The sequence below is a fragment of the Flavobacterium sp. IMCC34852 genome (assembly GCF_030643905.1).
Classification (GTDB): Bacteria; Bacteroidota; Bacteroidia; order Flavobacteriales; family Flavobacteriaceae; genus Flavobacterium; species Flavobacterium rivulicola.
The window spans coordinates 2,990,084-3,012,084 of sequence record NZ_CP121446.1; the positions used below are offsets into that span (position 1 = coordinate 2,990,084).

Consider the following 22,001-nt stretch of genomic DNA (forward strand, 5'->3'; position numbering starts at 1 on the left):
AATATAAATTTTAATGAATTGGTTTTAGGAATATAAAAGTCAAAATTGAAGAAAGTCTAAATATTTTTTTTGTAAGTAAATTATATATTAAAAATAAAACATTATGCATTTCATCGATTTTTTTTGTATTTAAACGACATTATCTATCATATTTGTTTTGTCAAAATCCATAAACAATGAATAAACTTGTCTTAACCATTGGCTTATTAGTAAGTGCTCTTGGCTTTTCGCAACCGATAACTGTTAGCACAACTGCTCATACAGTACCGCAATTGGTCAACAATGTGTTAATCAATTCACCTTGTGTATCGGCCACTAATATCACCTGGAGAACCGGAACCAACTTTGGTTCATCAAACGGGATTGGTTTTTTTCAGAATACAAATCCGACCTTTCCCATGCAAAGCGGTGTTGTTTTGAGTACCGGAAATGCAATGAATGCGGCCGGACCAAATACTTCTATTTTAAATGACGGGTCGGCTACATGGACCGGTGACACCACATTGGAAAGTACTTTGGCAACAGCAGGAATAGCAATGGTTTCTAATAATGCAACGGTTTTGGAGTTTGACTTTACACCCATTTCACCCAACTTTAGCTTTGACTTTATTTTTGCTTCTGAAGAATATGGCAATTTTCAGTGTCAATACTCGGATGCTTTTGCTTTTTTACTCACCAATATGAATACAGGGACAACAACCAATTTGGCAGTAGTTCCGGGTACAACTGACCCAATTTCAGTAGTTACAATCAGAGATTTTTTGTACAATTCCTCATGTCCATCTGTTAATCCACAATATTTTGGAAGTTTCAATGGTGGTTCCAATGCGGCAAACTCTGCCATCAATTTTAATGGTCAAACCACTGTTCTAACAGCCGCATCGGTTTTAACACCGGGCATACCTTATCATATCAAATTAGTTATTGCCGACCGATTAGATCCGCAATCTGATTCTGCTATTTTTATTTCTTCGGATAGTTTTAATATTGGTCAAGATGTTTTAGGGCTTGACTTAACAACAAATGGTAATAACGCACTTTGTTTTGGCACTACTCATACTTTAGACACCGGTTTAAATGCTACAGAATATACTTTCTCATGGGAAAGAAATGGCACTACCATTGCCGGTGAAACAGGACCTTCATTAGTAATCAATCAAGCCGGAACTTATAGTGTTACTTACACGAGTATTGCTAATTTTTGTGAGCCAATAACAGATACTATTATTGTGGAATACTATCCTCAGATATCCTCTCCAAATCCATATAATTTGTCTAAATGTGATACCGGAGCTACGACTTATACTTACGACTTAAATTCGAATACCAATAGAGTCAAACAAGGTTTAGATCCGGCCACTATAGTTACTTATCATGCCTCTCAAAGCGATGCTGATAACAACATTAATCAGCTACCACTTCAATATAGCGGTGCTACGGGACAAATGATTTATGTTAGAATTCAATTGCCAAACGGTTGTTTCAGAGTTAAATCATTCGAACTCTTGGTGTCACCACCACCCACTGCTACACAACCACAAAATATGGTGTTATGTGCTACATCTTTAACCCAAAATAATGCAGAGTTCAGTCTAAACTCACAAAATGCTGCCATATTAAACGGACAACCTTCTTCCGTTTATGCTGTCAGATATTATACTTCTTTGAATGATGCCACTAATGGCATCAATGCCATTAGTGGTGCCGGTAGTTTTTTATCCTCAGGGCAAACCATTTATGTAAGAGTATATAATGCCACTGATACCGGATGTTTTAGCCTGACGAGTTTTGAATTAATTGTTAATCCAATGCCTCTGGTTGATGACTTGGAAAATGTTTTAGTTTGCACGAGTTATACTTTGCAACCTTTAACCAACGGTAACTATTTTACAGCAATCAATGGAGGCGGAACACCATTATTTGCGGGAGATATTATAACGGAAACCCAAACAATATACATTTACAATCAATCTAACGGTCCGGGGTCATGTGTTGCCAATACTTCATTTTCGGTGACTATCTTAGAGCCTTCTGAATTAATTCCGGCTGATGAAACCAGTTGTGGAAGCTACACTTTGCCTGCGTTGAATTATGGTGAATACTACACCGGTCCAAATGCTTCGGGCACACAAATTCCTGCAGGAACGGTAATCAGTACTTCACAAACGATTTACTATTATTTCATTACTGAAATAGAACCTGTTTGTATTGTTGATAGCAGTTTTAACGTTACCATCTTGCCAACTATTGAAGTTGGAAACAGAGTAGATGTATTTGAATGCACCTCTTATACTTTACCGGCTTTATCAATGGGAAATTATTATACAAACACAGGTGGAACTGGCACTCAACTGGCACCCGGAACACAAATTACTTCAAGTCAAACTATTTATGTTTATGCTACAACTAACGGAACAACTCCTTGTAGTGACGAAGACAGTTTTGAAGTATTTATAGGTTTGCCTCAACCACAAAATATTACGCAATGCAACGGGTATACCTTACCTCAATTGCCGATTGGTAATTATTTCACTGGACCAATGGGCACCGGGCAACAAATTCCGGCGGGTACTGTAATTAATAACAGCAGTACCATTTACATTTACGCACAGACAACTAGTGGTGGTGCAAATTGTACAGATAATTTACATTTCACATTAAACATTTCACAACCTCAAATTGATAGTTTAACCGATATAACTGCTTGTGAAAGTTATTCTTTGCCTACACTTACTAATGGAGAATATTTCACTGAAACAGATGGTAATGGAACTCAATTATATCCGGGAGATGTTATTCTTTCAACCCAAACCATTTATATTTTCAAGAGACTTAACAGTACTTGCTTCAATCAATCAAGTTTTACGGTAACCATTCAACCATTACCGGCTATCAGTTCAAGGTCAGACATCGATATTTGTGACCAATATGTTTTAACTGCTTTGCAAGTAGGCGATTACTTTACAGGACCAAACGGCACCGGAACCATGTTGGCAGCCGGCACCGTGATCACTACCTCACAAAGAATTTATATCTATGCTATTTCCGGCACATCACCGGCTTGTATTGCAGAAAACAGTTTTCAAATCAACATATTTTCAACTTCAGCGGATGTCTTGGCAAACGTTACAGCTTGTGACAGTTATACTTTGCCAACATTAACCGCTAATAATAAATACTATACCCAATCCGGAGGACCAAACGGAACAGGAGTAGAAATTTTGCCCGGAACTATTATCACTACCAACCAAACCATATATATTTTTAAAGAGTCATTAATCCGAACCTCATTCTCATGTATTGATGAAACCACTTTTACGATTACCATCAATAATACACCGGTCATTCCGGCTATAGCTAATATTTACGCTTGTAATTCTTATACTTTGCCCCCTTTAACCATTGGCAATTATTACACCGGAACCGGCGGAACCGGAACAGCCTTACAAGCAGGTGACACTATTACAGAAAGTCAAACCGTTTATGTCTTTGCTAATTCAAATACTTCGCCCGATTGTACAAATGAAATTAGTTTCAACATTACCATTTTTAATGTTAATGATTTACCGAATATTACCATTTGTGAAAATTATATCTTACCGAATTTAACTGTTGGGCAGTATTTTACCGGACCTAACGGTACAGGTATACAATTGAATGCCGGTGCAAACATTACCACTTCTCAAACTATTTACATTTATGCAGTTTCTCCTTATTTACCTAGATGTTCTGATGAAAGTTCATTCGAAGTAACCATAATTGACACTCCGATTGTTAATACAATTCCAAACACTCTAAGCACAGTTTGCGATGAAGACGGAAATAATGATGGTGTCACTTCATTTGATTTGACAAGTTTAGCCGCTACCGCTTTAGGTACACAAACCGGTAGTGAATTTGCCATTGCCTTTTATGCAACTATGACAGATGCTTTAGATCAAACTAATGCAATTAGTAATACTACACTTTCTACTGTTTATATCAGGATCAATAATACCTTGACTTCAAGTTGTTTTGATATAAAACCACTATCAATAGTAGTAAATACATTACCCGAACCAACACCGGCAGACGGAATCATTTGCTTTGACAGCGAAACACAAACGCTTTTAAACTCTTATACTATTTATAGTGGCTTGAGTTCAGCAACTCATAGTTTTATTTGGACCAGTGAAGACGGCACAGTAGTAGGAACAGGAAGCAATTATACTGCTGTTTTACCCGGAATCTATAGTGTAATAGCAACCAAAACAGCTACCGGATGTACTTCAGTACCCGTAAATGTAACTGTTAGTCCTTCGGAACCTGCAGTGGTAACTTACAGTGTTGAAGAGGATTTTGCAGATTCCCAATCAATTATAGTTACGGCCACGGGTCAAGGGAATAACTTTGAGTACCAATTAGACAATGGACCATTCCAAGACAGTCCGATTTTCAATAATGTCTCATCAGGTTTGCACACCATCACTGTAAGAGACCGAAACGGTTGTGGCACTACTACTATCCAAGCAGTGGTTATCAATTATCCAAAATATTTCACCCCAAATGGTGATGGTTATCATGATACTTGGAATATTACAAATTTATCCAACCAACCATCAGCTGTTATTATTATTTACGATCGTTACGGAAAAATTCTCAAGCAAATCAAACCTAACGGAAACGGATGGGATGGTACTTACAATGGCAACATGATGCCTTCTGATGACTATTGGTTTAGTGTGAACTATACAGATGAAAATCAGGTAAGTCGAGAATTCCGTGCCCATTTTGCGATGAAACGTTAATTTCTAAAACAATATACCCAAAAAAAACTCTCAAATATTTTTGAGAGTTTTTTACTTTTTAGTGTAACAAATCGATTCTTAATGAGTCTACTTACTCGAATTAATTTAACAACTGTTGAAGCGAATAAACAAATAATAATTCAACAAACAATCATCAAAAAAAACGAAAATGAGATTTAAATTATTACTACTGTTATTAGTAAGTCAATGTTCCATTTTATTGGCACAAACCAATAATCCGGGAGCAATCACCGGAAAAGTAATCGACAAAAACAGCAAACAACCGCTTCCTTATGTAAATGTTTCGGTTTTGGAAGAAGGCAAAATCATAACCGGAGGCATTACACAAGAAAACGGTAACTTTTCAATTAAAAACTTAGCCTTAAAAAAATATACTGTTGAAGTACAATTTATCGGTTTCAAAAAAGTCACCCAAGAAGTTACATTGTCCGAAAGCAATAAAAGTGTCAATCTAAACACCATTGCCATTGAAGAAGAAGCAGTACAATTGGCCGGAGTGGAAATTGTAAAAGAGCGTTCTACTATTGAGCAAAAAATTGATAGAAAAGTAGTTAACGTCGGAAAGGATTTAATCGCATCAGGTAACACCGCTTCGGAAATTATGAATAATATTCCAACAGTAAGTGTTGACCCGCAAACCAAGGAATTAAGCTTAAGAGGAAATTCGAATGTTAGGGTTTTGATTGACGGCAAACCTTCTAACATTGACGCCGCTCAGTTACTACAACAAATTCCGTCCTCGTCCATCAAACAAATTGAGTTGATTACCAATCCTTCGGCCAAATACAATCCGGAAGGAATGAGCGGTATCATCAACATTATTTTACACAAAAATTCTCAAGACGGTTTTAACGGAAGCATCAATTCGGGTGTGACTTTTGGAGTAACGCCTAAAGTCAATTCGGCCTTGAACCTCAACTACAAAGTTGGGAAAGTAAATTTCTATACCAACTACGGATTCAATCACGGACAGAATGAAAATAATGGTTACATCAATAGTTTCCGACCGTTATTTGAGAACCGTCAAGAATTTGGTGGTTCTAATTTAAATACATCCCATTTGGTAAAATTGGGAATGGATTATTATATCAATGAAAAAAACAGCCTTTCCTTTTACACCAATCAAAATATCGTAAATGGCGGTGGTACCGGATTTACCAATATTGATTATACCGGTGCTTTACTGAGAGATTCCAGACAAACTTCTGATTCAGATACGGAAAATTATACCCAAACTTATGATTTAGCCTACAAGCATGATTTTGATAAAAAAGGAGAAACTTTAGATTTTCAAGCGAATTTTTCCAACACCGAAAGTCCTGAAAATTCGGATTATTGGTTCAATCAAGAAAATCCAACATCAACCAGATTCACCAATAACGATATTAAACGCGAAACAGATTATTTACAGATCAACTTAGACTATGTAAACCCATTATCCGAAACGGTTAAATTGGAAATCGGAGCTGAAACGCGTCTGCAAAAAATCACCAACTATTTTGATGAAACCATCAGCGAACCTTCAGAATCCTACAACAGACAAGGCAATTCAAATTTTGAATTCACCCGAAACATTCATTCCTTTTATACCAATATCGGAAAACAATGGAAAAAATGGAGCGTTCAAGCCGGTGTTCGTTTAGAGCAATATGAAATTGAGGGTGACTTTCAAAATGTAGTGACTTCTTCTACTCCGTCTGAAAACATTAACGACCAAAGCACCATTGAAGACGATATTTTCGCCATTTATCCATCCTTGTTTTTCAATTACAAAGCCAGCGACAAAGACTCTTTTAATTTCAACTTTTCAAGACGTGTCGACCGTCCGAGTATAGGTCAAATTAGTCCTATCAGAGAATGGACAACACCTTTGGTTGAATCCAGAGGAAATCCATCATTGGAACCGCAATTTACCAACTCTTTCGAAGTAAATTATACCAGGACTACTAAGATTGGTTCTATTACAACCGGTGTTTTTTACCGTCAAATCAATGATGAAATCGGAAGAATCATCTATAAAAATCCGGACAACATCAATCAGGATATCATTTCTTATGACAACTTTGATGACAACAATGCTATCGGTGCTGAAGTTTCCGCCAATTTAAAATTAGCTACTTGGTGGTCGGTTAATGCCAGTAGCGATGCCTATTTCAGAACCGTAAGAGGTACAGTGCAAAACGCCAATACCCAAGAACAAGAAAGAGCCGAAGCCGATGTAGTTATCTTCAACGCCAGAGTAAACAACAACTTTGTGGCTACTAAAAAATTGAGATTCAATTTATTTGCTATGTACAGAGGGAAAGATTTAGGATTGCAATTTGAGAGAAAACCAATGTACCGAATGGATATTGGTTCAACTTACACCGTTTTGAAAGGAAAAGGAAGCATCACAGCCCGTTTCAACGACGTTTTTGAAACCATGCATTTTGCCTTCGACGGAAACATTCCTTACAGACAGGTCGGAGCCTTTTATTGGGAAAGCCAAACTTTCTACATAGGATTCAATTACATGTTTGGCGGTGGAAAAAACAGTGCTATGCAACGCAAACAAAGAGATCAAAACGAAACACAAGGTAGTGGTGGCCTTTTATAATTATCACAGAATTATTTGAATAGTTGTTAATGAAAAAGCCAAACATAATGTTTGGCTTTTTTTATATCCTAAAAGTAAATTTACCATTTAATAATGGCGCTTGCCCAAGTAAAACCGCTACCAAAAGCGGCCAAAACAAGGGTGTCACCTTCTTTGATTTTACCTTGTTCCCAAGCTTCGGTTAAAGCGATTGGAATGGAAGCCGCTGTCGTATTTCCGTATTTTTGAATATTATTAAAAACTTGGTCATCTCTCAATTTGAATTTCTGCTGAATGAACTGTGAAATTCTCAAATTCGCCTGATGCGGAATCAGCATATCGATATCCGATACCTGCAAATTGTTGGCTTGCAAGCCCTCGTTAATCACTTCGCTAAAACGAACTACCGCATTTTTAAACACAAATTGTCCGTTCATGTAAGGAAAGTAACTTTCGTCCTCCGGGTTATTATCGGCTATGATATCAGTTACCCATCTACCGCCCATTCCCGGTGCTAAAACCGCTAATTCTTTGGCATATTCTCCTTCTGAATGCAAATGGGTTGACAGGATTCCTTTGGTCACATCTTCTTCTCTGCTCAACATAGCCGCTCCGGCGCCATCCCCAAAAATCACGGAAACACCTCTGCCTCTATCGGTCATATCCAATCCTAAAGATTGCACTTCGGAAGCCACGACTAAAATATTTTTGTACATTCCGGTTTTAATGTATTGGTCGGCTACCGATAACGCATAGACAAAGCCCGAACATTGGTTGCGAATATCCAAAGCGCCTATGGTTTTTAATCCCAATTCTTTCTGTAAAGCTACGCCCGGTCCGGGGAAATAGAAATCCGGTGAAATGGTGGCAAAGACAATAAAATCGATTTCATCATTATTCACACCCGAACGTTCTATGGCAATTTTAGCGGCTTTTACACCCATAGAAGTCGTGGTGTCTTCCCCTCTTTTAATGTGTCTTCTTTCTTTGATGCCGGTTCGTTCCTGAATCCATTCGTCATTAGTATCCATTATTTTGGCCAAATCATCATTGGTCACAACATTATCGGGAACATAAAAACCTAAGCCTGTTATTTTGGAGTGGTACATAATATTTGCTTATTTACTAAAATGAGAATAGCAAATTTAACAATCTTATATTTCTAAAAGCTATTTTTAGGTTCTATTTTGCAAATTGACAAAAAAGAGGTTTTCCACCTTGACATTTTCACTGTTAAGTTTAACAAAATCTTAAAAATATTGTAACCGCAATGCCGTATTTTAGACAAACTTATTTAAACCAAAATAACAACATATGAAATTACGTTTTACTTTACTGCTCTTAATCGGATTGGGGTTTTCATCACTGGCGCAGGAAAATCTGAATTTCCAAAAACCATCTGCCGAAATTTTGGCTTTGGCCGATTTTGAACGTTCGCCTTCTGTAAGTATGGATTCTAAAAAAGAATACATGCTTTTGAGTTACCGAAACACCTATAAAACGCTCGACGATTTAAATCAAGAAGAAATGCGTTTGGGAGGTTTGAGAATCAATCCTATTACCAACATTTCGAGCACAGTGACTTATATCAATAATTTGAAATTGAGAAAAGTAACTGACAGAGTGGAAACGCAAGTTTCAGGCTTACCACAAAATGCCCGAATCACCAATGTTTCTTGGTCGCAAAACGAAAAGAAAATCGGGTTCACCAACACTACCAATACCGGAGTAGAACTTTGGGTGATTGATGTAGTTACGGCTTCCGCCAAAAAAATTACTGACGCGAATTTGAATGCCAACTTGGGCAGTCCGTACAGTTGGATGAAAGATAACGAAACGCTTTTGGTTAAAATGCTACCCAAAAATCGTCCGGCATTAATTGACGGCAAGAAAGATTTGCCCAAAGGGCCAACGGTTTCAACCAGCGACGGTTCAAAATCACAAAACAGAACTTACCAAGATTTGTTAAAAAACAAAACTGATGAAGCCAATTTTGATGCTTTGGTAACTTCTGAATTGTATAAAGTTTCTTTATCCGGAAAAACAGAATTATTCAAATCGGCCGACATTTACGCCGGAGAAAGTTTCTCACCGGATGGCAATTATTTGATGCTGACTACTATTCAAAAACCTTATTCTTACATCGTTCCGCTAAGTCGTTTTCCGCAAAAATCGGTGGTTTGTGATATAAACGGAAAAGAAATTAAAACCGTAAATGAAGTGCCTTTGACTGAAATAATGCCCAAAGGTTTTTCCTCCGTACGAAAAGGAAAAAGGAGTATGAACTGGAGAGCTGATAAGCCCGCAACTCTATCTTATGTTGTAGCGTTAGACGAAGGTGACCAAGCCAAAAAAGTGGATTTCAGAGATGAAGTGTTCAACTGGGATGCGCCTTTTTCGACAGAACCAAAATCAATTTTGAAAACCCAACAACGTTTCAGCGGAATTATCTGGGGCAACGAAACCACGGCTATCGCCTATGACGATTGGTATGATACTCGCAACCAAAAAACGTATTTGTTCAATCCTTCAAATCCGAATGAAGCGCCAAAAATTATCTGGGATAGAAATTCGCAAGACATTTACAGCGATCCCGGGAATTTTGAAACCAAAAGAAACCAATACAATCGATACGTTTTAGCGATTGAAAATAACAATGCTTATTTAATCGGCGACGGTTTTACCAAAGAAGGTCAGTTCCCGTTTATCACCGAATTCAATTTGGCTACCCAAAAATCAAAACGATTGTACACTTCAACTTTCAAAGACAAAAAAGAAGATTTACAATCGATAGAAGATTTCAAAAAAGGCGATGTTTTGGTACAAATTCAGTCGAAGACCGACTTCCCGAATTACTACTTCCGCAACATCAAATCGGGCAAGCTGACACAAATCACCAACTTCAAGAACCCTTTTGAAAGCATCAAAAATGTGTACAAAGAAGTGATTAAATACAAAAGAAAAGACGGTGTCGAATTATCCGGAACCCTTTATTTACCGGCCGGTTATGACCGAACTAAGAAAGCTGAGAAATTGCCGTTACTAATTTGGGCTTACCCGGAAGAATTTAAAGATAAAAACAGCGCCGGTCAAAATAACAAAAACCCTAATGAATTTACATTCCCGAATTATGGTTCGTTTGTGTATTGGGTAACCAAAGGCTATGCGGTTTTGGATGATGCTTCGTTTCCTATTATCGGTGAAGGCAAAACCGAACCTAACGATACTTTTATGCCGCAATTGATTGCCAATGCGGAAGCTGCGATTGATGCAGTAGACAATTTAGGTTACATCAACCGCAAAAAAGTGGCGATTGGAGGCCATTCCTATGGTGCGTTTATGACGGCTAATTTGTTAACTCACTCTAATTTATTTGCCTGCGGAATAGCCCGAAGTGGTGCTTACAATAGAACGTTGACGCCTTTTGGGTTCCAAAGTGAACAAAGAAATTATTGGGATGTACCGGAAATTTACAACGGTATGTCGCCGTTTATGAATGCCGATAAAATGAAAACCCCATTATTATTAGTTCACGGTGATGCCGATAACAATCCGGGGACTTTCACTTTGCAATCAGAACGTTATTTCCAAGCGTTGAAAAATTTAGGCGCGCCGGTTCGTTTGGTTTTACTACCTAAGGAAAGTCACGGTTATGCTGCCAAAGACAATATTTTACACTTGCTTTGGGAACAAGATCAATTCTTAGAAAAATATTTGAAAAACTAAAAAAGAAACCCTGAAATTAATCGATTTCAGGGTTTTTTATTTCGAGATAAATGGTAGTTCCGCATTTAAGATTCGTTGGATTTTCAAAGAAAATGATTTCCTTATTGTGCTTGGCTTCCACCAGATAATGACTGCCTTTATAATAACAATTAATAATCTCAACTTGTAAAACAGATTTCGGAACCACTTTTAATTGGTGAGGATAAACGTATTGGTTTTTGCCTTCAATTTCGATTTCATTCACATCACCAAAAAGTGAGGCAATGTATTTGCTTGTTGGATTTTGGTATAAATTTTTAGGTGAATCGGAGGCGATGATTTGGCCGTTTTGCATCACCAATACGGCATCCGAAAACGACAATACATCAGAGCTGTCATGGGTTGCGACTATGGTAGTGATTTGTTTTTCTTTCAGATAGGCAAATAATTTTCGGCGCAGACTGTTCTTTCTAAAATTATCGATATGACTGAATGGTTCGTCTAAAAGTAAAACTTCCGGTTCGAGTGCTAAAACTCTGGCCAAAGCCACGCGTTGCATTTGTCCGCCACTCAAATATTGGGCTTTTACCGAAGCAAATTCGGTCATCTCGACAATCTCCAATAATTCAGCTATACGTGCTTGCTTTTTTTCAGCATAAATGTTTGATAAGTATTTCCCAACATTTTCAGCCACGGTAATAAAAGGCATCAAATCAAAATCTTGAGCCAAATATTTCATGTATGCCATACCGGGTATCAAATGGAATTTCGGACCTAAAACTTCTTGCTCATTCCAAAAAATTTGCCCATCGTTTAAATCATACAAACCGTAAATCAATTTGAGCAAAGTACTTTTACCGCAGCCGCTTTCGCCTATAATTGCTAAGTTTTTGCCTTTCTCTAACGCAAAAGAAAGGGAATGTATTGTTGGCTTTTCTTGATAGGAAAAGGAAATGTTTTGGATTTTCAGCATCTTGGTAAAATGTATGCAAACTTACGAACTTTATTAAAAAGATAAGAGCGACAAGACTCAAACGTGGAGTGTCGCTCTTACCAACCTAACCAATAAATAAACAATTTTTAATTCGGTAAATATTTTTCAAATGACTTGGTGTCAATTCTTGCTTTTAAATCGTGTAACAAATTATAGAGTCCGAAAAACGTTCGGTTGATGTACAAAAAGTGTTTCGAACCTCGATTACCGTTCATTTTTCGGAGTTGGGTATCTTTAGAAAACTCTTCTCCCATTTGGGCAATTTTTCCGAAGAAATCCTCATCCGAGAAATCGAAATGGTCACCGTGAAACGGTTGGGTGAACAAGCTCAATAAGTCGTAGAATATTTTGGTAAAATACTCAATCTCCTTAGGGCTGTCATCATGACGCAATATTTCGAGTTCGTACAGTTTTTCGTTGAACAATTTTGGATTGTTGATAATTTCCGGTTTTGCTAGTTCAAAATACGGATTGTAAAACTCCTCGGGAACATGTTTGATACAACCAAAATCTATCGCTACTAATTTTCCTTCTGCATCTATTAAAAAGTTGCCCGGATGCGGATCGGCATGAACTTGCTTCAAATGGTGCATTTGGTACATATAAAAATCCCATAACGCCTGCCCTATTTTATCTCCTTTGTTTCTATCTTCATTGTGCGCAGCGAATTCCGATAAATGTTCACCGTCAATCCATTCCATCGTTAAAATCTTTTCCGAGGAATACTTCGGATAATATTTCGGAAAGCGCAGATTTTCAATCTTGCCACACCATTCAGATACTTCTAAACTCTGTTTTAATTCTAAAACATAATCGGTTTCTTCGAGCAGTTTGTCTTCTACTTCTTTAAAATATTTATCAGAATCTTTTCCTTTGATATTAAACATTCTGATGGCAAACGGCTTAACCAAAGCCAAATCAGAACTAATACTTTCCGCCACTCCCGGATATTGGATTTTCACAGCAAAATTTTTCCCATCCTTTGTTGCTTGGTGTACCTGACCGATACTCGCCGCATTCTTGGCATCCGGAGTGAAGGAATCGTATAATTCTTCAGGATATTTCCCTAAATACTTTTTAAACGTTTTTCGAACCAATGGAGCTGATAATGGCGGAACCGAAAATTGAGATAAAGAAAACTTTTCCACATACGCTTGAGGCATGATGCTTTTATCCATGCTTAACATTTGAGCTACTTTCAAGGCACTCCCTTTTAAGTTTTTCAAACCGTCATAAATGTCTTCGGCATTGTTTTCGTTGAGCTTGTCTCGGGTTAAAGAAGGATTGACTATTTTTTCACCATAATAGGCTACGTAATTGCCCCCAACTTTGATTCCGGTTTTAACCAACTGTCCGGCGCGTTCTATTTTTCCGGTTGGAATTTTATCTAATGTTTTCATTTACTGCATTTTTTCTTTCCAGAGGAATTTACCTAAGTCAAACAAACTTTCCAACGGTTTAGTGTCTAATAGATCTACTACTGTATTTACTGACTTCTCAATCAACACATCAGTTTTTTCGAATCCTTTTGACGTATCATCCATCCAAAATTTCAATAAGAATAAGAACTGAAGCCAAGCTCCTTCAGAGTATAAGGGTTCGGTTACTTCCGCCACTTTCCCGAATGGCTCTGAAGGTTCTGACTTTACGGTATCTACGATATATTTTTTAAAATGGTTTCTGAATTCTTTTAAATTGAACAGATTTTTTAATCCTTCTTTGTTTTCTTTTAAGGAGAACACTACATAACTTCTATTCAAAGTTAAAATTTCAAACAAAGTGAAGTAAAGTGTTAGTAATTTGTTTTTATCGGTGTAGCTTTCAAAATCCTTCTCTTTTTCAATTGTTGCCACAGCATTTTCAAAAAACTTGACCCAAATAGCTTGCTTCATAGCATCAAGTGAACCAAAGAATGAATAAAAATCACTTTCCTCAATCGAATGTTTTTTACAAAAGATATAAGTGTTCTTTGGTGTTTCGTTGTGTTCCAAAACATCATTCATATACAATGAAATGAGAGTATTGTCATCAATAGCACGTTTCTTTTCTCTAGTTTTTTTTGCAGTAGCCATAGTGTCTGTTTATTGTGATGTAAATTTAATAATGTTTAACTATTTTAAAAAATTATTAAACAAAAAGTTTTGTTAAATGTTGTTCAAAAAAAATGAAAAAAGAAAAGATGTTTTTATGCAAACATCCTATTGTGCGTCCATTAGCCATCAAAAATTTATAAAATCAAGAGAGACATTCCGGTTTTAACCTTTACATTGACTCAACAGAAAAAATATTCTTTCAAAAAAAACACATCTAAAAGGAATGAGATACCAAATAATTCAATAGATGACGCAATGTTTTTAATAAAACAGAAATTAACTTAAAATGTATAGTTAATTTATACATTACATAATTTTAGTTATTGTTTTATGAGATATCTTTAATGATTAACTCTATTTTATTTGTGTTCATGAAAAAATCGATATCTATTTTAATAATTTTACTTTTATTGATTGTTCCAAATAACATGACTGCTCAAGTGGGTATAGGAACTACAAATCCAAATAGTGCTCTTGATATAACATCAACCAATAATGGATTATTGATTCCCAGAGTAGCATTAACTAACACATCAACAGTACTTCCTATTCTAACCGGTAAAGCTTCAGAGCTTGTTTATAATACCGCCACTACAGGCGATGTTACTCCCGGATTTTATTACTTGAGTGCCGATGCAGGTCCTTGGGTACGATTGGCTACAACAACAGCCAATTCTTGGCTGATAACAGGAAACACCGGTATCGTTGATGGGACAAATTATATTGGGACAGCCGCTTCTACAAATGTTGATGTGGCTTTCAGGAGAAATAACGTAGCAGCCGGTAAAATAGGAACTACCAACACTTCATTCGGATTATTGGCGGCATCTAATAATGGCTCTACCCACAATACTGCTATCGGAGTGAATGCTCTTACTAACAGTACCAATGCAGCTTCATCTAATAACGTTGCGATTGGATTTGGTGCCATGGATAATTTGGGTGGCAATAACACTGCACAATGTGTTGCAGTGGGTGTAAATGCTTTTGGTTCAGCTACTACAAACAGTAATAGTGTAGCCATAGGTTACAATGCGGCTCAAGGCACTTCAACAGGAATTGACAATACCGCAATTGGTTCAGGAGCTTTGAATAATAATTCTACCGGTCAACAATCAACCGCTGTGGGCAGAAATGCTTTGTTTGGTTCTACGGGAAGTTTTAACATAGGCATAGGATATGCTGCCGGATATAACATTGGTGCCGGAACAAATAACACCTGTATTGGTTATCAATCAGATGTTTCTTCAGGACTTACAAACGGCACAGCCATTGGAAATGGTGCTGTATGTACTGTGAGTAATACAATGAAATTTGGCAATGCATCCGTTACCAATAATTATTTCAGTAATACTGTTAATGCCGTTACTTTTACAGCATCGTCTGATTTGAGATACAAAAAAGAAATAAGTCCCATTTCCTCAAGCTTAGACATTTTAAGCAAATTACAACCTGTCAATTATTATTTTAAAACAGAACAAGAATTAACCGCCGAAAAAATAAAATCAATAGCTTTTGGTGGAGATAAAACCCATGAAAGACAAGTTGGATTTATTGCTCAAGAAGTGGAAAAACTTGTTCCCGAGGTTGTTCATACTGATGGTGAAGGCTACAAATCTATTGACTATGCTAAGTTTTCACCATTCATTATCAAAGCAATGCAAGAACAACAATTACTAATAGAGCAACTTCTCAAAACAAACGAAAAACTTCTCAAAGACAATCAAGAAATCTTAAAACGCTTGGAAGCTTTAGAAAAAAAATAAAATAAAAAAGCTGTCTCGAAAGAAACAGCTTTTTTGTTTTATTTAAATTAACCTGAAACTATTTTCCGGCCTCTTTTTGAGCATCTTGAACCATTTTTTCATTGGCGGTAATGGCAAATTCTACACGGCGGTTTTGACTTCTGCCTTCCGGAGTATCATTAGTGGCAATAGGATCAGCAATCCCTAAACCAGTGGTGACAAATCTGGAAGAAGACAATCCTTTGCTCGACAAATAAGCTTTCACTGAAGCTGCTCTTTGATCAGATAAAGTCAAGTTGTATTCCGGAGTTCCGGTACTGTCTGTATAACCGTAGATTTGGATATTAGTATCCGGATACTGATTAAATACGGGAACCAATTTATCTAAATTAGCTTTTGCAGTTGAAGTCAAAGTAGACTTGTTAGTATCAAAACGAACCGCATTTTCACCTAAAGTTAATTTGATTCCTTCTCCAACTCTTTCAACTTGAGCACCCGGCAATGCCGTTTCTATTTCTCTGGCTTGTTTGTCCATTTTAGTTCCGATAACACCACCGGCAACGCCACCGATTACGCCGCCTAAAACCGCTCCAAGAGCGCCGTTTCCGCCTTTACCGATATTGTTTCCTAAAATTCCTCCGATAACCGCTCCACCAACCGCTCCTATTGCAACGCCTCGTTGTTGGTTACTTGTATTTTTTACGGCTTCACAACTGGTGAACACCATTGAAACCATCATTAAACTTCCTAATAATAGTGCGCTATATTTTCTCATGCTTTATTAATTTATTTTTTGAAATTGATATACTACATCGGTTAAAGTACCGCCAACATTGATTTTGTCAATCAACTGAAACGATTTATCCGTTTGATTGGCCACTCTTAAAACATAACCTGATTTTACTGTTTTGGCTTTTGCTTCATCTAAAATTTTTAGTACAAACTCGCCTTCTTTGTTGATGAACCAAGAAATCGGTGTGGAATAGGTTGTACAACTCGGACTGTTCAAAGCCATATTTCCTTTGTTACTCATAGAAACAAATTTCCATTTGCTTCCAATAAAACATTTAGAATCCGCTAAGTCAAAAGAAGTTACTTTAATTACCTCAGAACCCGGATAATTAACCGAAGAAATGACCCATTCGCCTTTAATTGCCGTTTGAGATTTCGAATCTATTTTAGTACTTGTGGCAGAATTCTTTGACTTACAAGAAAAAATCAAAATGGAAACCAAACCTAGAAAAATAATTTTTTTCATCCTTATTTTAAAATTATGAATTAATATAGACAAATATACGTCCCTTTTTGATTTTTCCCTTTACATAATTTTACTAAATGATTGTAGAATTGTTACTACGTCAATTTGTCATAAGTATAATAATTGGTATTAGTTTTGACTGATTGAATTCAAATTGTTTAATTAAAATATCGAAATATGACAACAGGAAAAATTAATGTATCAGTAGAAAACATCTTTCCGCTAATCAAGAAGTTTTTATACAGCGACCACGAAATTTTCTTGCGTGAATTGGTATCCAATGCAACGGATGCTACCTTAAAATTAAAACATTTAACCAGTATTGGCGAAGCCAAAGTAGAATACGGCAATCCAATCATTGAAGTTAAAATTGACAAAGAAGGCAAAAAGTTACACTTCATCGACCAAGGCTTGGGAATGACTGCCGAAGAAGTTGAGAAATACATCAACCAAGTGGCTTTCTCGGGTGCCGAAGAGTTTTTGGAAAAATATAAAGACTCTGCCAAAGATTCAGGAATTATAGGCCACTTCGGTTTAGGGTTTTATTCTGCTTTTATGGTAGCCGAAAAAGTGGAAATCATCACCAAATCATTCAAAGACGAACCGGCAGCACACTGGACCTGTGATGGCAGTCCGGAATTTACTTTGGAACCACATGAGAAAACCGACAGAGGAACCGAAATTATTTTACACATCGCCGAAGATTCATTAGAATTTTTAGAAGAATACAGAATACGTGAATTGTTGACCAAATACAATAAATTCATGCCTGTACCAATTAAATTTGGCACCAAAAAAGAAGCCTTACCAAAACCGGAAGACGCCGGTGAGGATTACAAAACGGAATACATCGATGTGGATAATATCATCAACAATCCAAATCCGGCGTGGACGAAGCAACCGGTGGATTTGACTGAGGAAGATTATAAAAATTTCTACCGCGAATTGTACCCGATGCAGTTTGAAGAACCTTTGTTCAATATTCATTTGAATGTGGATTATCCTTTCAATTTGACCGGAATTTTGTATTTCCCGAAAATGTCAGCTGATTTGCAATTACAAAAGGACAAAATCCAATTGTACCAAAATCAGGTTTATGTAACCGACAATGTTGAAGGAATTGTTCCAGAGTTTTTAGGTATGCTGAAAGGCGTAATCGATTCTCCGGATATTCCGTTGAACGTGTCGCGTTCCTACTTACAAGCCGATGGCAACGTGAAGAAAATCTCTAACTATATCACGCGTAAAGTGGCGGATAAATTGAAATCTTTATTCAACGAAAACCGAGAAGATTTCGAAAAAAAATGGAATGACATCAAAATTGTATTGGAATACGGAATGCTATCCGAACCGAAATTCTACGAAAAAGCTGGTGATTTTGTGTTGTATCCAACGGTGGATGACAAATATTACACTTTGGCAGAATTAAAAGAAGCCATCACAGCCAACCAAACCGATAAAAACGGAAAATTGGTGGTGCTTTATGCTTCGAATAAAGACGCACAACACAGCTATATCGAAATCGCCAAAGACAAAGGTTACGAAGTATTGTTATTAGATTCGCCTATCGTTTCACATTTGATTCAGAAATTAGAAAGCGATAATGAAAACTTGACCTTTACACGTGTCGACTCAGACCACATCGATAAATTAATTCAAAAAGAAGACACTCAAATTTCAAAACTGTCTGAAGAAGAATCAACCCAATTGAAAACGGTTTTGGAAGAAATTGTACCCAAAACCAATTATTCAGTACAATTGGAGCCTATGGACAGCAGCGCAGCGCCATTTATCATCACCCAACCGGAATTTATGCGAAGAATGAAAGAAATGAGTCAAACCGGTGGCGGCGGTATGTTTGGCATGGGGAATTTCCCGGAAATGTATAATTTGGTGGTGAATACCAATTCAGATTTGGCCACAACCATTTTAAACACTTCGGACAAATCGGCTCAGGAAAGTTTGGTAAAACAAGCTTTAGATTTAGCGAAGATTTCTCAAGGTTTATTAAAAGGCGAAGAATTGACGGCTTTTGTAAAGAGAAGTTTTGAACTAATTAAGTAATTAGTCATTAGCCAAAAGGCAATAGTTAAAAAAACCTGTGAGTGAAAGCTTGCAGGTTTTTTTATTGGATATATTTCCCGTACTTCGTACTTCGTAAATCAAACTTTGCACTTACCATGACACTCAACATAGAAACACCCGCGCTTTTATTTTCAGCTACTTCTTTGATTTTGCTGGCTTATACCAATCGCTTTCTAACTATTGCGCAAATCGTTCGCAGTTTAAAAACACATTATGACGAAAACCACACACGAAGCATTTTGTTACAGATTAAAAACCTCAATCTGAGGCTTTCTTTAATTCGTTACATGCAACTTTTTGGTGTGTTGTGTTTGTTCCTTTCGGTCTTTGCGATGTTGTGTTTGTTTGTAGAATGGCATACTGCCGGGATTTATCTTTTTGCAGCGAGTTTATTGTGTTTACTGACTTCTTTGGCTATTTCTTTTTGGGAGATTAGTATTTCGGTAACGGCATTGCGTTTGCATTTGAGCGATTTGGAAGAAGAAGAGAAAAAAAAGTAAAAACTTACATTGTTTTCCATATCTTTATTGATGTCAAATAGTTAACCAAAAACCAACATCAATGAAACAAAAACTACTATTCCTCTTTTTACTGACTTTTTCAATTGCTATAGCTAAGCCAAAAGAGAAAACTACTGTTAACCCAGCCATTGGGATATTAATGTCCGCTACTAATTTTGGTGTAGACGTTTTTTATAATATCAGTATTAAAAATACAGGCGAAGAAACCCTAACCAACGTTTTTGTCACACAAGGACCAAATACTTTTGGCATGACTTTTTGGTTTGGGACAATAGCAACTTTAGCTCCGGGAGAGGAAATTACCGGTTTAACGGCCCAAAAATTGGGTAGTGGTTGTTATGATCAAAGTCAAGTAATCGTTCATGCTACGCCTTCGTCAACTACTACCGAGATAACCGACTTGTCTTCAGATCCATTTGGATATGACAACAACGGATTACCTGGCACATATTACAACAACTTGCCTACAACAAGTTCCTATTTTGTTTATGTTAACGGTACTCAAGATGGTGTTTACCAAGACTTGAACAATAATTCCATAGTGGATGTTGGTGATGTTATCAACTATACCTACACCGTTTCAGGTGGCTCAGATGGTGGAGAAATTTATGATAGTAATGCTATTGTGACTGACCCTGTTTTTACAGGTGGTTTCTACATCACAACGGGAATTCATTATATCACTCAGGCTGATGTTGATTTGGGTTATGTATATAATAATTCCTATATAATATCATTTGGTCCATGTGATGTGGGCGGTTATTTCGATGATGAATCCTACTGTGCCTGTCCAAATCCAAATGGCGCCAATATTGTGACTCCATTAACGAGTTTATTACCGAATAGAATATCCGGGAATGTAAAATTCAACACCAATAATGATAACTGTACTACCGGTCTGAATTTTCCTAATCGAAGAGTTAATACCACAGACGGCACTTACACCTATGCCAGTTACACTAATGCTGCCGGAAATTATCAGATTTTGATCCCAAATGTCGGCAATTATACAACCTCTGCATTGACCAATTTGAATGCTAATTTTACTTCCAATCCAAGTTCGACTACGACAGTTAGTTCAGGCTCAGGAGTGAATTACAACAACACTAACTATTGCATCAGTTCAGCCGCCAATTTTGCCGATTTGACCGTAAATATGTTCAATATCAACCAAGCTATTCCGGGCAATGCTGCAACATACAGAATTGTATATACCAATCATGGAAGCACCAATCTTAATGGAAGCGTTCAATTGACTTTTGACAATGGAAAATTGACTTTTGGCAATAGTACTCCTATTCAAAACAGTTCGACTACCAATACTTTGACTTGGAATTACACCAACCTATTACCATTTGAAAGTCGACAAATTAATCTTTCCTTTAATGTGCTGATTCCACCAGCAGTAAACGTCAATGATTTATTAAACTTTACGGTGGTCGCAAATCCTATTGCCGGTGATAGTAATGTAAGCAATAATACAATGATTTGGGAACAAATCGTTAGGAGTTCATTTGACCCCAATGACAAAACCGTTATTGAAGGTTCAACCATTACAACAGCAGAAGGCAATAATTACTTGACTTATGTCACTCGTTTTCAAAATACCGGAACTGCCAATGCAACCACGGTTGTTATCAAGGAAACTTTGGATGCTGATTTAGATTGGAATACTTTCGAACCCATTGCTTCAAGCCATACGGCCGATATCCAACTGCGTTATGGCAATGATTTGACTTATACTTTCTCCAATATTGATTTACCTTATGAATCGGCTAACGAACCGGCAAGTAACGGTTGGATGGTTTATAAAATCAAACCTAAAAGCAACTTCACTATTGGTGATATTGCCAGTTCCAATTCAAATATTTATTTTGATTACAATCCTCCCATTCTTACCAATACGGTAACTACTGAAATGGTGGCTTTATCAATAAATGAAACCATTCAAAGTAATTTCACTTTGTACCCAAATCCAACATCCAATCATTTTGTAGTTGAAATGCAAAACGAAATAAGTGCCCAATATGAAATCTTTGACCTCAACGGCAAACGACTTCAAGCTAATACAGTTCAGCATCTGAAGCCAATAGACATCAGTGCCTTTCAGAGCGGATTTTATTTTGTCACCATCAATACAGAACAAGGAAAAGCAACTTACAAGTTAGTTAAAAACTAACATAAAAAAATCCCGAGCTCACACTCGGGATTTTTCAT

At 36.9% G+C, this 22,001-nt stretch carries 13 protein-coding genes; 7 read left to right on the plus strand and 6 right to left on the minus strand.

Going from position 1 to position 22,001, the window contains the following annotated elements:
• Positions 1 to 176: 176 nt before the first annotated feature.
• Both P7V56_RS13005 and P7V56_RS13010 read left to right on the plus strand, forming a co-directional pair.
• The gene (locus P7V56_RS13005; RefSeq protein ID WP_171222289.1) at positions 177 to 4,787 is read left to right on the plus strand and encodes a T9SS type B sorting domain-containing protein; all 4,611 of its coding nucleotides are present in this window, start codon (positions 177 to 179) and stop codon (positions 4,785 to 4,787) included.
• A 169-nt stretch (positions 4,788 to 4,956) separates the two neighbouring features.
• On the plus strand, positions 4,957 to 7,404 hold the full coding sequence (locus P7V56_RS13010) for a TonB-dependent receptor (protein ID WP_171222288.1): 2,448 nt from the start codon (positions 4,957 to 4,959) through the stop codon (positions 7,402 to 7,404).
• A gap of 80 nt (positions 7,405 to 7,484) precedes the next feature.
• On the opposite strand, the gene P7V56_RS13015 is transcribed toward P7V56_RS13010, so the two are convergent.
• Positions 7,485 to 8,492, minus strand: a complete 1,008-nt coding sequence (locus tag P7V56_RS13015; RefSeq protein ID WP_171222287.1) for a 3-oxoacyl-ACP synthase III family protein — start codon at positions 8,490 to 8,492, stop codon at positions 7,485 to 7,487.
• A 205-nt stretch (positions 8,493 to 8,697) separates the two neighbouring features.
• Here P7V56_RS13015 and P7V56_RS13020 point away from each other — a divergent pair, with 205 nt between their 5' ends.
• A complete protein-coding gene (locus tag P7V56_RS13020; RefSeq protein WP_171222286.1) occupies positions 8,698 to 11,109 on the plus strand; it encodes a prolyl oligopeptidase family serine peptidase in 2,412 nt (803 codons plus the stop codon).
• A gap of 16 nt (positions 11,110 to 11,125) precedes the next feature.
• Here the strand turns inward: P7V56_RS13020 and P7V56_RS13025 are convergent, their stop codons facing one another.
• The 3 genes from P7V56_RS13025 to P7V56_RS13035 form a co-directional block, all read right to left on the minus strand.
• Positions 11,126 to 12,061, minus strand: a complete 936-nt coding sequence (locus tag P7V56_RS13025; protein WP_171222285.1) for an ABC transporter ATP-binding protein — start codon at positions 12,059 to 12,061, stop codon at positions 11,126 to 11,128.
• 107 nt (positions 12,062 to 12,168) lie between these two features.
• A complete protein-coding gene (locus P7V56_RS13030) occupies positions 12,169 to 13,482 on the minus strand; it encodes an ABC1 kinase family protein (protein WP_171222284.1) in 1,314 nt (437 codons plus the stop codon).
• Positions 13,483 to 14,154 (minus strand): TetR family transcriptional regulator C-terminal domain-containing protein, encoded by a 672-nt coding sequence (locus tag P7V56_RS13035; RefSeq protein ID WP_171222283.1) that lies wholly within the window; start codon positions 14,152 to 14,154, stop codon positions 13,483 to 13,485.
• A 392-nt stretch (positions 14,155 to 14,546) separates the two neighbouring features.
• On the opposite strand from P7V56_RS13035, the gene P7V56_RS13040 reads away from it, so the two are divergent.
• Positions 14,547 to 15,941: a phage tail-like protein gene (locus P7V56_RS13040; RefSeq protein ID WP_171222282.1), complete on the plus strand. Its 1,395-nt coding sequence runs from the start codon at positions 14,547 to 14,549 to the stop codon at positions 15,939 to 15,941.
• A 58-nt stretch (positions 15,942 to 15,999) separates the two neighbouring features.
• Here P7V56_RS13040 and P7V56_RS13045 read toward each other — a convergent pair whose 3' ends face one another.
• On the minus strand, positions 16,000 to 16,695 hold the full coding sequence (locus P7V56_RS13045) for a YiaD family glycine zipper/OmpA-like lipoprotein (RefSeq protein ID WP_171222281.1): 696 nt from the start codon (positions 16,693 to 16,695) through the stop codon (positions 16,000 to 16,002).
• A gap of 6 nt (positions 16,696 to 16,701) precedes the next feature.
• A complete protein-coding gene (locus P7V56_RS13050) occupies positions 16,702 to 17,178 on the minus strand; it encodes a hypothetical protein (protein ID WP_171222280.1) in 477 nt (158 codons plus the stop codon).
• A 177-nt stretch (positions 17,179 to 17,355) separates the two neighbouring features.
• Here P7V56_RS13050 and htpG point away from each other — a divergent pair, with 177 nt between their 5' ends.
• The 3 genes from htpG (at position 17,356) to P7V56_RS13065 (ending at position 21,963) form a co-directional block, all read left to right on the plus strand.
• The gene (gene htpG / locus P7V56_RS13055) at positions 17,356 to 19,242 is read left to right on the plus strand and encodes a molecular chaperone HtpG (RefSeq protein ID WP_171222279.1); all 1,887 of its coding nucleotides are present in this window, start codon (positions 17,356 to 17,358) and stop codon (positions 19,240 to 19,242) included.
• 116 nt (positions 19,243 to 19,358) lie between these two features.
• Positions 19,359 to 19,763, plus strand: a complete 405-nt coding sequence (locus P7V56_RS13060; protein ID WP_171222278.1) for a DUF2721 domain-containing protein — start codon at positions 19,359 to 19,361, stop codon at positions 19,761 to 19,763.
• A gap of 61 nt (positions 19,764 to 19,824) precedes the next feature.
• Positions 19,825 to 21,963 (plus strand): T9SS type A sorting domain-containing protein, encoded by a 2,139-nt coding sequence (locus P7V56_RS13065; protein WP_171222277.1) that lies wholly within the window; start codon positions 19,825 to 19,827, stop codon positions 21,961 to 21,963.
• Positions 21,964 to 22,001: the final 38 nt, after the last annotated feature.